The sequence below is a fragment of the Bacillus sp. PS237 genome, assembly GCF_037963345.1.
Classification (GTDB): Bacteria; Bacillota; Bacilli; order Bacillales; family Bacillaceae; genus Bacillus; species Bacillus subtilis.
The window spans coordinates 1881652-1896407 of sequence record NZ_CP150156.1 but is presented as its reverse complement, the minus strand read 5'-3'; the positions used below and the strand labels follow the sequence as shown (position 1 = coordinate 1896407).

14 protein-coding genes are annotated in these 14756 nt (G+C 42.6%); all 14 read right to left on the bottom strand.

Going from position 1 to position 14756, the window contains the following annotated elements; translation table 11 throughout:
- Nucleotides 1–10 precede the first annotated feature (10 nt).
- The gene (locus NST22_RS09575; RefSeq protein ID WP_019712652.1) at nucleotides 11–433 is read right to left on the bottom strand and encodes a holin family protein; all 423 of its coding nucleotides are present in this window, start codon (nucleotides 431–433) and stop codon (nucleotides 11–13) included.
- 53 nt (nucleotides 434–486) lie between these two features.
- A complete protein-coding gene (locus NST22_RS09570) occupies nucleotides 487–660 on the bottom strand; it encodes an XkdX family protein (RefSeq protein WP_019712653.1) in 174 nt (57 codons plus the stop codon).
- Nucleotides 660–1022: a hypothetical protein gene (locus tag NST22_RS09565; RefSeq protein ID WP_019712654.1), complete on the bottom strand. Its 363-nt coding sequence runs from the start codon at nucleotides 1020–1022 to the stop codon at nucleotides 660–662. Before NST22_RS09565 ends, NST22_RS09570 begins: the two co-directional genes overlap by 1 nt.
- Nucleotides 1019–2407, bottom strand: a complete 1389-nt coding sequence (locus NST22_RS09560; protein WP_019712655.1) for a BppU family phage baseplate upper protein — start codon at nucleotides 2405–2407, stop codon at nucleotides 1019–1021. Before NST22_RS09560 ends, NST22_RS09565 begins: the two co-directional genes overlap by 4 nt.
- 12 nt (nucleotides 2408–2419) lie before the next feature.
- A complete protein-coding gene (locus tag NST22_RS09555; protein WP_019712656.1) occupies nucleotides 2420–4987 on the bottom strand; it encodes a peptidase G2 autoproteolytic cleavage domain-containing protein in 2568 nt (855 codons plus the stop codon).
- A gap of 51 nt (nucleotides 4988–5038) precedes the next feature.
- Nucleotides 5039–6742 carry a phage tail spike protein gene (locus NST22_RS09550; RefSeq protein ID WP_212033847.1) on the bottom strand — a complete coding sequence of 568 codons (1704 nt, stop codon included), beginning with the start codon at nucleotides 6740–6742 and terminating at the stop codon, nucleotides 5039–5041.
- Between the two features lie 14 nt (nucleotides 6743–6756).
- Complete coding sequence (locus NST22_RS09545; protein ID WP_019712658.1) at nucleotides 6757–7596, bottom strand: phage tail family protein; 840 nt, start codon at nucleotides 7594–7596, stop codon at nucleotides 6757–6759.
- Nucleotides 7590–12077 (bottom strand): phage tail tape measure protein, encoded by a 4488-nt coding sequence (locus NST22_RS09540; protein WP_212033849.1) that lies wholly within the window; start codon nucleotides 12075–12077, stop codon nucleotides 7590–7592. The genes NST22_RS09545 and NST22_RS09540 overlap by 7 nt, the downstream gene beginning before the upstream one ends.
- A 200-nt stretch (nucleotides 12078–12277) precedes the next feature.
- A complete protein-coding gene (locus NST22_RS09535; protein WP_019712660.1) occupies nucleotides 12278–12655 on the bottom strand; it encodes a hypothetical protein in 378 nt (125 codons plus the stop codon).
- Nucleotides 12656–12719: 64 nt separating this feature from the next.
- The gene (locus NST22_RS09530; protein WP_019712661.1) at nucleotides 12720–13331 is read right to left on the bottom strand and encodes a major tail protein; all 612 of its coding nucleotides are present in this window, start codon (nucleotides 13329–13331) and stop codon (nucleotides 12720–12722) included.
- A gap of 14 nt (nucleotides 13332–13345) precedes the next feature.
- Complete coding sequence (locus tag NST22_RS09525) at nucleotides 13346–13738, bottom strand: hypothetical protein (protein WP_019712662.1); 393 nt, start codon at nucleotides 13736–13738, stop codon at nucleotides 13346–13348.
- Nucleotides 13735–14133, bottom strand: a complete 399-nt coding sequence (locus NST22_RS09520; protein WP_019846974.1) for an HK97-gp10 family putative phage morphogenesis protein — start codon at nucleotides 14131–14133, stop codon at nucleotides 13735–13737. Before NST22_RS09520 ends, NST22_RS09525 begins: the two co-directional genes overlap by 4 nt.
- Nucleotides 14133–14447: a phage head closure protein gene (locus tag NST22_RS09515; RefSeq protein ID WP_019712664.1), complete on the bottom strand. Its 315-nt coding sequence runs from the start codon at nucleotides 14445–14447 to the stop codon at nucleotides 14133–14135. Before NST22_RS09515 ends, NST22_RS09520 begins: the two co-directional genes overlap by 1 nt.
- Nucleotides 14437–14739, bottom strand: coding sequence for a head-tail connector protein (locus NST22_RS09510; RefSeq protein ID WP_019846973.1), 303 nt, complete (start codon nucleotides 14737–14739; stop codon nucleotides 14437–14439). Before NST22_RS09510 ends, NST22_RS09515 begins: the two co-directional genes overlap by 11 nt.
- Nucleotides 14740–14756 lie beyond the last annotated feature (17 nt).

The following is a 14756-nucleotide window of genomic DNA, read 5'->3' as shown; positions in this document are numbered from 1 at the left end:
AGCCGCTGGGTTACCCAGCAGCCTGTTCATCCTTTTCATTTGTTTGGTCATTGTCATTTTCGATTACATGAAGCCGGTCAGTAATGGCAGCCGGAATCTTAACGCCGATTTGTGCAAGGTTCTCCGTAATGGAAAGCCCCTCATTGGCAATATAAAAAAGAACGGTTCCAAATGTCAGGACACCGTTCAGATTGAGGATTGTATCTACGATATTTGCCACAATGACCACCAGAAAACTGAGCATTTTTCGGACATAACCGAACCAAGCGCTTCGGCTCCGCAGCTTTTTGAATTTCCAAGCCTTAATCACACCAGTTATTACGTCGATAATGCTTAGAACTAGCAGTAAATCAAGGTACTTCACACCCCCAAATAGGTAAACTCTCGCTAAATCCAACGTTTCAAAATTAATAAACACAATCGTTTCCTCCATTTCTTTCGACCACCTCCTTAGAGGCAAAATAAAAACACCTCAATGGGTGTTGGTTAACTTCCTAAATCTATGACAACTGGCTCAGTGGCTGGATAGGTCAAGCCAGTAATTTCTTTATATTGTTCTTCTGTGATTCTATTTAAGACAACAAAACGGGCGACGTCAGCATTTGTGTAATACTGTCTTCCCCATCCATAAATAGTTTTCACATTTGCAAACCAATCCATTACGCTTCCCCTCCTTCGGCCAGCCTTAATAACAAGTCCGCGATCATTTTCGACTGAGACTCTATCAAGTTCTGGGCTTCAGCCAGCTGCACCATGATTTGGGCGTTTTGAAACTTTAATTCATCTAAAGGTGACGGAACTCTTCCTTTTTCAACTTGTTTTAAAATCTCATCTTTTTCTGCTTGAGTTGCTACTTCTGACCATTTTTGCTCTTCGGGGTGAAACATAGGTTTAATGAATGATGGAGGCTGAATTGTTGTGCAATTTTCAGGAATTACATACTTTCCATCCTCTCCCGGCTCTTCAATTGGAACCGGCTCGACAAAAATAAAGTTCTCATCATACCGATAAACCTGTATCATGCAGTACCTCCTTCTTGAAACCCGATGACGACATCAATATAGTATCCGCCGCCAAGCTTACTTGAATCTGTAGGGTCTGGATATTTGATTTTTAAATCTCCGTTTTCATATACAATGAGGTTGGCCGTCCCACCTGTTCCGCTAAGTGGAACTGTTACAACTGCCCCACCGATTGGAGCATATGTAGAAGGAATTGAGCCAAATATGATTTCTGGTTCTGTTTTCACATGCCCACGTAATAACGTTAAAGGCCCCCATTTTGCATAAATAGGTGTCCGTGTTCCGGCTGTTGCACCATTCTTTAAAGTGATGTTAGCGTATGAATACAATAAGTCATCTGTGTTTAATGATCGTTTCCACCCCTGCCAATACGTTGTGCTGCCGTCATAGTAGTTTGTAAAGACATTATTCTTGTAATCTGTAGCGTAAACCCATCCATACATACCTTTCCCATTAGAAGCAAGGCCTGTAAGATGAAATATTCCTCTTGTTGAAACTGTTGAAGGAGCATTAATCGCTTTTCCGTGCGCGTAGAAAGTACCCATTGTCCGGCCCTGATCAACTATTTTTTGGAGTATGTCCTCTCCTTCATTTGCGGCGATTGACACACCACCATGATCTGCGGTAATTTTTGATAATTGAGCACGATTCCATTTCGTACGCTCAGCTGCAGTAATGTGCTTAACATTGTCCGCAGCGTGTTCATCTGTGTAGGCTTTTGCGTCAACTAACGCTTTATCAGCTTTACTTTTCGATCCCGATGTCGTCTCCTTTGCGTTCCATGTCGTTCTCTCGTCTGCCGTAATGTGGATCGTTTTATTATTCGCGTGCACGTCCGTGTAAGCTTTAGCGTTGAGTTCGGCAACATCGGCTTTTTCTTGAGCGCCGACTTTGGTTTCGATGTTTTCAAATTCATCAAACTTCGCTTTTATCTCACCGAGAGTTTGGCTAATTTGATCCCTGAACGATTCCACATCATCGATGTAATATTCTGCAACCGGGACAATGTTCTGATCTTCCAGTGTCTTCGATATCATAAACGTGAAAAAGGAAGTTGCCAGAGCCTGACCATTTGTGTAGTAAAGTTTTAATTCTGCCTTCACAATGCCATGATGCTTCAATTCTTCATCAGAAAGAATGTATTCTGCTTTTCCGTTCACTTTGTCTATGAGAGTAAGACTCTTTTTATAGAAAGAGCCGTCCGGATAAAGCAAAACAATTTTCGCATCAACCGCAGACAATGGAAGTGGGACGCCGTCTTTTGTAAAAGAAAAGGACAGCTTGGCGCTGCCCGTGTCTTGCGTCATAAATTGGATGTTTGTTGCTCTCCCGTCTGATCTGCGGGAATTGATATCATAAGTAACGTTTGCGTCTTTATAAATCAAGGTTCATCCTCCTTAATGCTGCGGTGTAACGATCATCTTTGCTACTCCGTAGCCTTTTTCTTCGTCATATGGCATTTCAATTTTCATGACAGAGCCGTATCCATTGGACTCAGATTTTGTCGCTACTCCATTAATAGCAGATACGCTATCGCCTACCCCGACTGTGGAATCAATACGAACAAACACCTGACCAATTAGACCGATGACATGCCACTCGTCTCGCTCTTCACGAGGTTTATAAGCCTCTGAAGGATCATAGTCTGGATTTTCCGCCGGAACCGTTATAACCCGTTCACCGTCATAAACCTCTCGATAAATAATGTCGCCAAACTCATCCCTCAAGTACCGGTCTTTCCAATCGAAAGCAGCACCGCCGAGGACAAGCCCGGCCGTCTTCGATACGACACCGAGAATCTTATCGCCAACGTCGGCTTTCCGAATCTTTTCACCTTCCAAAGCTACAAGGTAGGAGGCTTCAATTTTCTGGCCGTCAGTTGACTCAAAGTATTCCGCGAAGTCTTTAAGGTCTGAGACGCTTTCTATTCGGCTTGTGGCACGCACAGTTCCATTTTTCGCATCCAGCTCAATCTTTTTGTTTGCTTCTGACGGATTACCGTTGCCGTGACCCAAGGCAAGCGTGTATTCCTTGCTGTTCTTTACGTTCTTCGAAAACATAACGCCAGTTGATCCGCTGTCTCCGGTCGTGTGCGAATTCCATGAGAACATTACGCCGTTCCGCGAACCCTCCGTCGTTGCACCACCAGCAACGCCAGCAATGAAATTCCGCTCGCCCTTCGCGATAATCGTTCCCGATCCAGCTATGATTGCACTTGTATCCGTTAGAGGTGATCCCGATTTGGCAGCAGCCCGGAAGCCGCCTTTTATGTTAGTAGGTACCGAACTATATTTTTGACCTGCTAAAACAGCCGCATTAGTATAGCCAACAGCCCGTACTGCTGTTATATCAGCCTGGTTGTTTGGTGACGAAATTCCTATACTGCCGCCTCTTGTATGAGCAATACCGTTCATTAAAGTGACATAGTAAACTCCGCCGCCGATGGAAATCCCCTCTGGAGCTGAATCATGAATGGTGAAATTTGAAATACGAACATCATCTGTTCTTTGATCACCGCCATAGATACGGACATCCGAACCCGCCTTCGCAAATCCAGAAATGTTCAAACCATTAATGTTAATCTTGCGGCTTTTATACTGGAAGGCGATAACTGGGGTCCCTTTATAGTCATAGGTAGGATCACCAAGTGCTGTAAAGCCCAGTACTGTAACACGCTGATAAGCAGAAATCACAAGCGCTTTCGGCTCTAGCCCAGCGTACAAATCATTGAATATCGGCTCCTTAGCTGTACAGTCTACTAAAGTGACATCTCTTGCTGTTTCGCTCCAGGGCTCATTTGCATAATGATGTCCGATATGACGAAGGTCATACGCTCTCACATCACGGAATGATTGATGACCGTAAACATGAACATTAGAAGGTGCCGGCCACTTCGCATGTGCCTTTACTTCCACCCCACGGACATTCCCTTCCGTATAATTGTTAAATAACCACACGTCTTTAGAGCCGTCATCTACTTCAATACCATTTGAATTGGCTTTACCAAGGGCATGGGCTGTTCCAGAAGGATATAAACACCTATTGTTTGTGATGAAGATATTTTTGCTGTAATGAGTTGTAATTCCATCGTCTCCATATCCTTCACAAATACATCCATCAATCCAAATTGAGTCACAACCGTTTTTAGTGTAGTCACTATCCGAAATATCGTAAGTAGGTGCGGAAATATCGATTCCATGCAACGCCGGGTTTACAGTTCGAACTCTTTGAACCCAAGCGTTTTTTACCTGTGCTAACAATAAGCAGCTGGATTTTACTCCACCCATGGCTTTCATGGTTCCATTTTGCCGTTCACGATTCCAATCAAGTGTCATATCACGAATTACGATATTTTTGTTACCGCCCTGATGATCAGCGTTCGTAATTACCCATTCATCTGACGGTGTCTCATCATGAAGAATAAGAGTGGTAATATCCATTCCGTCTCCCTCAAAGATGACGTTGCTTCTTAGCTTTACACCGCGAACAACATAGACACCTGGCCCCAGTTTAATTTTCACTTTACCATTGCCCATGGCTTTCATAATCGCTTCGGAACAGTCTGTTACCCCATCCCCTGCTGCACCATAATCATCCACATGTACGACACGTTTTATTCGCTTATTCAATCTCATATAATCACGGTCAAGCCGTTCTTTTAATAAGGGCGCAATATTGCCGTCAGTATCAACACGGGCATCGACGACCTCTTTTACATTTGTTCCGTCAGCATTAAGAATCAAATTACGCATACGATTATAAAGGCTTTCAATATAGGTTCGGAGAGAAAAACCTTGATGGGTAATTTGATCGGAAGTATGAGCTGTTTGAGACGTTTTATGCGTTTTAATCGCATCATCAAGACTGTTCAACCCATCTTCTATAGTTTCTGTATCTGCTCTTTGCTGTGCGATATATCTTGCATTTCGGGTTGTATCATAATCTTTAATTAACCTGAATGCCATGAGATCACTCTCCTTTCTGGACAAAACAAAAAACACTCTGGAAAGAGTGCCTTAGATCATCATTCTGAGTTTTTGCATGTAGCGTTTTTGGTCTTTTAATCTTTTTTCTTGTTCCATCCGGATATCTTGTATATCCTTTCGGAAGTTAGCAAAAGTCAATGTAGGTTTTGCGTAAGGATTCAACGGCTTATATTGAATCGACAAAAGCCGGACATCATCTTCGTAGGTGACACCATATGAGGTATCAGCCAATATGTGAAGCGTGTCTCCCTTCCAAAAATCTTCTTGTATCTTCAAAAGCTTCGGCTCGTAGATATATTCATAATCCACTTCTATTTCCGTCTGTGGATATGGGTTAACATACTTTTTTAGAGCTGCCAACATACTGGACTCTTTTTTATATTTTTCATCCCTCAATGGTTCTGCCCATCTTGGCATACCATCAATCAAAAATTTATCTTCATCTGGATGCTTGTACAATACAGGGGCAAAAACATACTCCGTTTTTTTGCTGTCGGTGCTGCTGTTTTCTTTAATTGCACCATAACCCCTCGCTCTGGTAGAGCACCCTTGAGAAGAGGTTTTGATTGTGATACCAGGCATATTATAACGAGTATCAAGTGTATGATTTATTCGCTTTCCCATTTTCTTATAAACATAGACTTTATAATTATCAACGTCCAGCTCCAAACCATAGTCTTCGACAATTTCATCCATTAGCTCATTTCCGAATCTATCTCCAAAATTCTCCTGTTCAACGCTAGAGAACTCACTTTCTTTGTCCTTAAAGATGTACCTTAATTTTGTGCCTTTAAAAACAAAATCAAGCATCTTCCTGACGGTAAACGTCCCACTGATTGTATCTTCTACATAGTGATTATTCAGCGTTACAACAAAAACGTGGCTTGCTGTTACTTTTTTAGAGAGCATCCCTTCCTGGTTAATCTCAATATCTGTGATGAAATACTTTTGATGATTGAATTTTTTCTCATCCAGATAAAGAATATTGTCATTCACAAGCAAGTCATATTCGGTGCCATTATCATCTGTCCGCGTGATCGTAAATTCAATATCCTTTTTCCCTGTCGTATCGTCTAATAAGTCCGGATCAGCTCCGATAACTTCAATAGCTTGTGTATCATCCTGACTTGCGACATGTAACTGAGGAAAATATACATCTTTAGGAAGGCTCATATTTAGCGTTATGTCTTTTCCGTCAAACTCTTTACTTGGCAGGTCTACGGTCGGATCAGGATTATTTGGTTCATCAGGATTATCGGGCAGCCCCTCAGTTGTATCATATTGGGTTAATTTGTATGTGAAAATAATGCTGTTGAGCTTTGTTGCATAATTTGGATCAGTTGCATATCCAGCTTTTACGAGGGCAGCCGTAGCTTTTTGATAATCCGTTTCTCCGACAACTGCCCTGTAATGGTCCTTATCCCAACTTACACCATTGAGATACAAGTTAGCCAGGTCTTCAATCGACTCTTTCCATGAAGGGTACTTCCTGAATTTCGCTGGCACTTGAACATTTTCACCATTGATCACTTCCCATGTCATCATAGTGACATATTGTCCGTTATATTCGCCCTTCATGCCAAATAGGTTGTGTCCTTTTGTCGCAAGTTCACTTGTTCCCCATGCGCTCTCAAGGCACCCTTGCGCAATAATTAGCGATGCAAGGATATGATGATTTTTATAAACGATTTGAGCATCGACAGCTATTTCTTTTATGAAATCCTCTTTAGCCACCAAACCACCACCTCTTACAAATAATAAAGCCGAGTATCAAATTGAATGTTGAAGTCGTTTGTATTCTGAACTTCAAACTCATTCCATCCAATTTCAAGACTCGGCAGACGGCCAGATGTTTTAATCGGTTTGTTATTGATTATGGTGTACTGTTTCAAGAAAGAGACTTCTTGTGTCTTTTGGATTTCCTGCTCAATCGTTAATTTCTCACCATTTGTATGATTGATTAAAGTGATATTTTTGCCTGCAGCTTTCAAAATAACGTTATAGTCATGATCAAGTGGATTGATTTGCACATCTCCTGCATTAAAAACAGAGAATCGTTTTTTGTTCTTAAAATAATAGTCCAAGTTATCATCCGATCGGAGATTCATCCCGTGATTCCAATTTTCACCGTTAAGATTCTGAGCCGTTTTTGTTGTATATTTCGACTCTGCCATGCCTGTGATATTAGTAAATTCAACAGAAAAATCGTTATAAGTTTTCTCCTTCTCTTTTGAAATACTGAAATTACCATCACAGGTAACTAAGAAACGGCGATTCGGCAAAAGATCAGAAGAAATATAATAAGGGAACGGCTTAACCAGCAGTGCATAAAGCTGATGCCGATACATATAAAAATTCTCATGTATGCGAGCATTCAAATAAATTTCAACATCTATTTTTCTTTCCGCGTAAGTCACATCTCGTGGATGTTGCGGCAAAATCAGTCCGTGCCGCCGAGGGATCGAAATTGTTTCCCGATTAATCTTTGGAGCTTCCGGCAAAAAGCTTAATACTTCAAATTGAGGGAGTAAGCTGTCAAGGCTCTGCTCCCCTAGTCCGTTATTGAAATCAATAAACAGTTTTACCATGCAGGCTTACCCCCGTTTCTGTAACGTTTTTTGTTATATCGGTCCGCACTGGTTTGATCAACTCTAGTTCCGTCTATATACGTGTGATTATCTTTCAAAACAAGCTGCTGCAAAAGCTGAATGTTTTGCTGAAGAGCATCTATTTGCTGGCTCATCATGCTAATTTGCTTCTCTTGATTCTCAACCACACGGCTCATGTCAACATTCACATTGGGTTGCGGCGCTGCCTCGGCTTTAGTCATTGAAGCTTTTTGAAGCAGTACAAGGGCCTTTGAAATCATCCCTTGTTGAAGTGACGGAAGAACACCCAGCTCACGGCCTACACGCGCCCATAAACCGATGTTGCGTTCCCGATACGTCGGGTCTGTTGTAATCGTAGTTTCATCAAAGCCCCGTTCGTTTAGAATCGCCCATTTAGAGCCGCCGCGCCCCGGTGAAGTCCCTCCTTTTGCGTATCCCACATACGGGCCGCCGCGAGCCATTGACTTCAATCCTGGGTGATTGGAAATATCCCCATAGCGACCTTTAATGTAATTGATTGCAGCCAAAATGTTATCTACCGGATTCAAAATGTTATTGTGTCCAGGAAACGCATTGGATGAAAATGTACTCGGGATGGTCTGCATCAGCCCCCGAGAAGGATGGCCGGCTCTTGCATTTGAGTCAGTAAGGTTTATTGCATTGGGATTTCCACCAGACTCCTTCATTGCGATGGTAATCAAGCCAGGAACCCATGAGAATGGTACGCCCGCAATGCCAACAGCTTCCGCTACCCATTTTTGAACCTGGGCAGACCCTGTCGCTCCCTTATAAGCATCTGCTGTGAAAAGCCCGGCATCCGGAAGAATGCTTTTTAAAAACTGACCAGCCCCATTTTTCAATGTTTGGAGGATTCCAGTTCCTAATGAGTCCACACCTTTGCCTGACTTAAAAGGGATAAAGCCCTTAAACAAGTTCTTAATCATTTTCTCGGGGCCATTCAAGATCATTTCCATAGCACCCGATGCAACATCTTTCGCTTTATTGACAACGCCCTTCCCTGCTGAAATCGCTCCTTTCACAAGCTTCTTGGAGCCATTAAGGGCGTCTTTGAAGAAGCTCCCGACACCTCCTGCATAACCAGGAAGACCAGTTGCCATAACTTCTTTTGACTGACTGTGTGGGAGAACCGATGTACCACGCGGTAGATCCCAAACCTGCGGGCCGCCCATTCCAACCACATACGTTCCGATGCCTGGTGTATGAGCAAGTTCAAAACCTTCTTCACCGACTAACGCCCTTCCGCCTGGGTGAAAGTCTGTCCCTTTAGCATAGGCCCTGCCTGGCGCTACCTGCATTTCAGAATTTCCGCTGTACCCTTTAGGCTTCCATTCAGGAATGGTGGGAATGTGCATGAACTCAAGAACAGTATTGATTCCGCCGGTAATTTTATTAACAACACCTGCTAGATCAACGAGAAAAGTATCCCATTTTCCGAGCACTTCCCCTGTCTCCCAATCTACTTCTTCTAAATGCCCGGCAGCCTGCAGTTTCGCTTCACTTACAACGCCTTTATGAGTTTTTTCAGCCTGTTTCACAACCTGATCTTTTTGACTCTTCGCAGAGCTAACTGTATCATCATGTTGTTTTTTAGTGATAGAACCCTTGACGTAATACTCTAGATCAGCGTTTTTCACTACTTCTTTATATTGCTTTTCAGCATTCTTGACCACATTGTCTTTTGCTTTTTTGCTGTTTTTAACTGTGGCAGCTGCTTCTTTTGCAGAAAGTTGAGTTTTGTTGTCTTTTAATTTTCCGGCGATAATTGTCTGCTCCTCTTTACTTTTAGTAAGAGCAGATTCAACATGGCTATTCATTTTCTTAATAATCTGTTCTATTTCCTTACGTTCGTCATCTGTAATATCTCGGTGATCTTTAGCAGCATTTTCCCAAATCTTTTTGATGCGCTTGGTATACCCGGATATTTCTTTATGCTTGTCCTTATTGTTGTCTTTGATATTCTGTAATGTTTCTGTCTTCTCTTTTTCTGACATTTCTTTATTGGAAGCATAAAAATCACTTAACACTTTTAAAGATTTATCAGTGCTCTTTTGATAGCCATCAAGAATGGTTTGGCCCATCTTTTCATACTCACTGGACATGTTATCAGCAATTTTTTTCGTGATCTTTTTGTTTGTTAAATAGTAATAATTTAGCTTGGCACCGACTTTGGTGTTCATATCTTCATAAGCATTAATCGCTTTCGAAGTGGATTCAGAAACCTTATCGCCAAAGTCGATAGTCGCCGGCAGCACCCTTTTCTTCAAGTTGTCGTAATACTTAAATCCTGCATCAGCTAAAAGGGTGACACCAGTAACAGCTATTCCGATTGGACCACCAAGCAAACTGAGCCCACCGCGCAAAAGCCCGACAATCCCGGCACCTTTTTTTAGAATGTTAAAAAGACCGAACCCACTTTTCGCAAGCTGCATAAACCCGCCAGCGCCTTTTACTGCATTCACTCCAGCTTTTACGATCCCTGAACCGAATTTGATCAGTTCAGGAGCAAAAGAAAGGATGAGTCCGGCGATCGTTCCAACTGGTCCACCAAACAAGCTCAGGCCAAGACCAGCCACACGTGAAGCGCCGCTAAGGCCACTCATCGCTCTTGCACTTCTGGTTGTCGTTTGTTCAAGCCGGCCTACCCTGGTTGTGGCAAGTGCAGAGGTTTGATGGAAACGGTCCATTCTTGTGGATGCTACTGCAGCAGCTGTTGAAGTGGCACTCATCCCCGCTGCCGCTGTTCTTGAAGCTGTGCCGGCCGCAATCGCCTCAGCAGAATAAACGGTTAGACTCGTAGAAACACGGTTCACATTTCCAGTTAAATACGCACCAGCTGTGCGAAGCATATTCCACCCTGCAGCCATTTTAGGAATAGAACCTAATGTGAGCAGGAACGCACCGCCCAAGAGCGAGAACACAGTGACCGCTGCACCTGTAATGGCAATTGTGCTTGCGACTGAAGAAGGCAAGGAATCAAACCATGTGACAGCACTTGTAATAACGTCTGTTGTAGCACGTATCACTGGGATAAATTGATTTCCAAGTGTAATAACAGCGTTATTTGTGGCCGACTTTAGATATTCAAATGAACCGGCCAGGTTGTCCATTTGCTTATCAGCGATTTTCTCAGCTGTGCCGCCGCTGTTTTCCAATTCTTTTGTAAAGTCTTGGAGTTTATCCTTTCCAGCGTGCATTAAGGTAATGAATCCTGAAAGAGCATGCTGGCCGGCAAGCTGTTTGGCAATCCGGATTTTTTCCGTCTCTGTATAATCTTTCGTTTTCTCGGTGATTTGTCCCATGATATCAGCTAACGGTCGCATTTTCCCGGTTGAGTCCGTTACTTTAAGCCCCAACTCTTCAATTGCGGATGCTGCTGGCTTCGGAGGCGCAGCCAAACGGGTTAGTGTAGACCTTAATGCCGTTCCGGCCATATCAGCTTTAATTCCGCTGTTCGCCATGATGCCGGTTGCCGCGGCCAATTCTTCCATGCTTACGCCCGCAGTTTTTGCCGCCGGGGCCGCATATTTCATGGTTTGCCCAATCTCTTGGAGAGTAGCATTCGAATTGGTAAACGTATAGGCCATAACGTCGGCAACACGGTTTGTGTCTTCTGCTTTGATATGGAACTCAGTTAGGATGTCTGAAACAATATCAGCTGTGACACCTAGATCGGTTTGTCCAGCTGCCGCAGTTGCCAATAAACCAGGCATTGCACCAATGATTTGATTGGTTTTATAACCGGCCATCGCTAAATACTGCATCCCTTCAGCTACTTGCCCATCAGTGTATTGTGTTACGGCCCCAAGATGACGGGCAGTTTCAGTAAGCGCGGCCATTTGGTCATCCGTTGCATTTGCTAACGCTGCAACCCGGCTCATTTCCTTTTCAAAGCTGGCTGCAGCCTTAACAGTTGCACCTATGCCAAGGGCTCCAACCGCCCCTATAGCTGTCAGCGCCTTCCCTGTTTCAGTCGCTGAATTATAGACAGCCTTTAATTCTTTTGATACTTCTTGTGAATCCTTTTTAAAGACAGAGAAAACACTTGCAGCCCGGCTAGTGTTTCCTGACAAGGTATCATATTCTTTGCTGACTTGCTGCAGTTCTCTTCCTAAATTTTGATGAACAGCTATTGCATCATTTAAGCGCCGAGCTTGGATTTGTGTCTCGCGGTTGTCCTTTCCTTTTTGACGCGCCAATTCATCATATCTCTGACGGTGTTCTTGAACTAAACGGCCTTGAATCTTATATTTATTGTTTAGGCCTTCCATTTGCGACTGAAGGAGTTTCGTTTGGTTACCGGTATTTTTATAAATACTGCCGGCCGCCTTCATTTCTGAGTTTGCCAGGCGCATTTGCCTTTTTAGGCCTTCAATACCTCGATTAAAACCTGTATCGTCAAGACCTACTTTAACAACCATATTTCCTATTGGTTGAGCCATATGTAAACACCCCGCTTTCCTGGCATAAACTCAACAAAAAAAAGACAGGTGAGCACCTGTCTAAAAGATTTGGTCAATTGTTACCGTCTTAATTTTCGGCTTATTCTTTTCAGCCAAAACCTCTAAGTAATGGTAAATGTCCATGTTATCTATTTCAGTCATTTTCCACCCTTGTTCAAGCAGTGTGGAATAAATTTCATTTATTTGCTGGATTCCTCGTTCGTAGGTGTATTCTTCTCCGTCTTCTCCTGCAAAAAATCTTGATCCATTTCCTCAATTTCTTTGTATCCAGCTACCTCTGAGAGAATTCGGCTGACTTCTTTTGTCACTTCAAATGATTGTAGCCCTTCGGTGAACTCGTCATAAGTGAATTGGTCACGGAAGATTTTCACAATAAACTGGATTTGTTTCTCCAATGTTTTGATGCTCTTTTCAAGATTATCTGATGTTTTTTCCGCTTCAGCATTTAATCTCAGCGCTTCAAGAAGTGTCTTAGTATTTGTTCGCGGTGCAATAAAAGTTTTAAACTTTTTTTCATCTTCAAACCACAATTTGATAGAAATATGTTTCTGAGCCATAATGACTCCTCCTTTTCGTTAAATAGATTTTATCTGAATAAAGAGAAGCTTTTCAGCTCCCCTTTTATTTCCCAAGATCAGCACTTACATTTTCCTCTGTGTCTTGTTTATTTTGATAGGCATCCCCAAAAACTGCCTTATAAAAATGATCTAGATCGAATTTCTCCCCATCTTCGTCCGCAACGATTTTAAACACATCGTCCTGCTCTCTATCTACGAATTCGGCTGAAAGTTTGATCGTTTGGAAATCCGTTTTATCTTGTTTTGTTTTCCATTCATCACCCGGTAAAGAGAACCTCCCTTTTACCAAGCCCACATGACGGGACTTGCCGTTTGCTTTAGGTCCTTGAAACGTCATAGCAACCCAAGGAGGAATGATATTTTTCTTAAACAAATACAATCCGTTTTCATCTTGTTCAATTCCAAGTAATTTAGAGAGAATCTCCATTGGCAGATCCCGCATTTCAATGTCTAATTTAGTTGAACCAGTTGAAACTGCAAGATCGACAAGTTTGTCATCCGCATATTGTTTTTCTGTGGATGTTTCTGTTTCAACTTTCATATTGATTGCAAATTCGTAGTCAAGGATTTCCGTGGTAACAAAAAATCCCCCCACCTTTTTTAAGGGTGCGAATTTCACATTCTTTAAACCTGTAACTGAACTGTATTCAGGCATCTTAAAACCTCCAATTATAGTAAAATGTTCGCCTCGAACCGATATCCTTTTCGAATAAGACGTTCTTTTTGTAAAAATTCATTGATTGGGACAGTTGTCTGAAAGTCCATGCCGCCCATTACTTCCACAATAGGGGCAAAAATAGGATCACATGAACTATTGTGGTACACATCGATCTGATAAACGGCGCTGTCTTGTATCGGCTTCCCATCAGCCCATTTAGTTGTCCTGTAGTCTATCTCCTGAACCACAATGTAAGGAGGAGAACTTTCAATCCCTTCTGGTACGGCCAGTTCATAAATATTTGCAGGATCAATCAATAATAAAAGCGCCGGATGGGTTTCCAGCGCTTCAAATATCTTGTCCTTTAATTGCATTGATCTTTCAATGAGGTTTAAAAGACTCATAGCTTATACCCCGCCTTTACGACCTTTTCCATAGCATCAAGCATCTTATCATTCGCCTGGATCATACTGTTTCGAATAAAAGGATTTGCTGCCTGATGAATGGTCCCAAACTCCGGCAAGTGAACACGGAATTTAGTGTCCTTTGTTGGGCCGACAACCGCATATATTTCTCCGTCTTCATCTCGCTTTATCCTATTTCCTACAATAATGTCCTCATCTATGTGAGGGTGCTTACCCCCAATAGCTGACCGCGGAGCATTATCATTGATTACTTCCGCCAATACAGCACCGCCTGCTTTTACGGTTGCTTTATGGACTTTTTCGTCCTTGCGGGCTAAGTCTGCGAATGTAGATTCCAGTTCTTTAAAACCCTTTAATTCCAGTTCAAAATTCATCAGCTCACCACATTTGCTTTAATTGTAATGAAGTGCCGACGCGAATAGTTAGGCAAGATCGACTCAATTTCATAAGCTTTTTCACGAAAGATGATTCGCATATGCTCGTCTATGTCTTCGCGATGACGAATTGTAAATTCCACTGTCTTTTCCTTCTGGATCGCAGCCGCAGCATAATATTCTCGGCCTTTTAAACCTTCAGCTTTAGCCCAGCATTCAATTACCGTTTGCCAGCTGTCCTTTCCATCCACAGGCAGGCGGCCAGCAGGCTTCTTTTTCTGAAATTGAATACGATATCTCATGTCATTCAACATTAGGAGCAGCCTCCGGCAATGTATATTTGAGCTGATTGATCATGGTAGTCAGCACTCCGTCCAAGTTAGAAGTTGTCCCGGCAATTTCTCTATTTTCATACCAGTGAGCAACGAATGCATTCACACACATTGCCGCCCTGGCTGATTTATTCGGGAATGTAAGACCAGTAGCCGAAGCAATGTATTCTTTTGCTGATGCAATAAAGTCTAAAATCAAATCATCCTCCAGATCACCATCAACCCGGAGGAACTTTTTTGCCTTTTCTAATTCAACTTTCTCTTCTTCTGTCACTCGACATCACCTGTCTT

Bases quoted from the DNA above. Each gene is read 5' to 3' on its own strand.
- NST22_RS09575 (WP_019712652.1), bottom strand. From the start codon at position 433: ATGGAGGAAACGATTGTGTTTATTAATTTTGAAACGTTGGATTTAGCG.
- NST22_RS09570 (WP_019712653.1), bottom strand. From the start codon at position 660: ATGGATTGGTTTGCAAATGTGAAAACTATTTATGGATGGGGAAGACAG.
- NST22_RS09565 (WP_019712654.1), bottom strand. From the start codon at position 1,022: ATGATACAGGTTTATCGGTATGATGAGAACTTTATTTTTGTCGAGCCG.
- NST22_RS09555 (WP_019712656.1), bottom strand. From the start codon at position 4,987: ATGGCATTCAGGTTAATTAAAGATTATGATACAACCCGAAATGCAAGA.
- NST22_RS09545 (WP_019712658.1), bottom strand. From the start codon at position 7,596: ATGGTAAAACTGTTTATTGATTTCAATAACGGACTAGGGGAGCAGAGC.
- NST22_RS09540 (WP_212033849.1), bottom strand. From the start codon at position 12,077: ATGGCTCAACCAATAGGAAATATGGTTGTTAAAGTAGGTCTTGACGAT.
- NST22_RS09535 (WP_019712660.1), bottom strand. From the start codon at position 12,655: ATGGCTCAGAAACATATTTCTATCAAATTGTGGTTTGAAGATGAAAAA.
- NST22_RS09530 (WP_019712661.1), bottom strand. From the start codon at position 13,331: ATGCCTGAATACAGTTCAGTTACAGGTTTAAAGAATGTGAAATTCGCA.
- NST22_RS09525 (WP_019712662.1), bottom strand. From the start codon at position 13,738: ATGAGTCTTTTAAACCTCATTGAAAGATCAATGCAATTAAAGGACAAG.
- NST22_RS09520 (WP_019846974.1), bottom strand. From the start codon at position 14,133: ATGAATTTTGAACTGGAATTAAAGGGTTTTAAAGAACTGGAATCTACA.
- NST22_RS09515 (WP_019712664.1), bottom strand. From the start codon at position 14,447: ATGTTGAATGACATGAGATATCGTATTCAATTTCAGAAAAAGAAGCCT.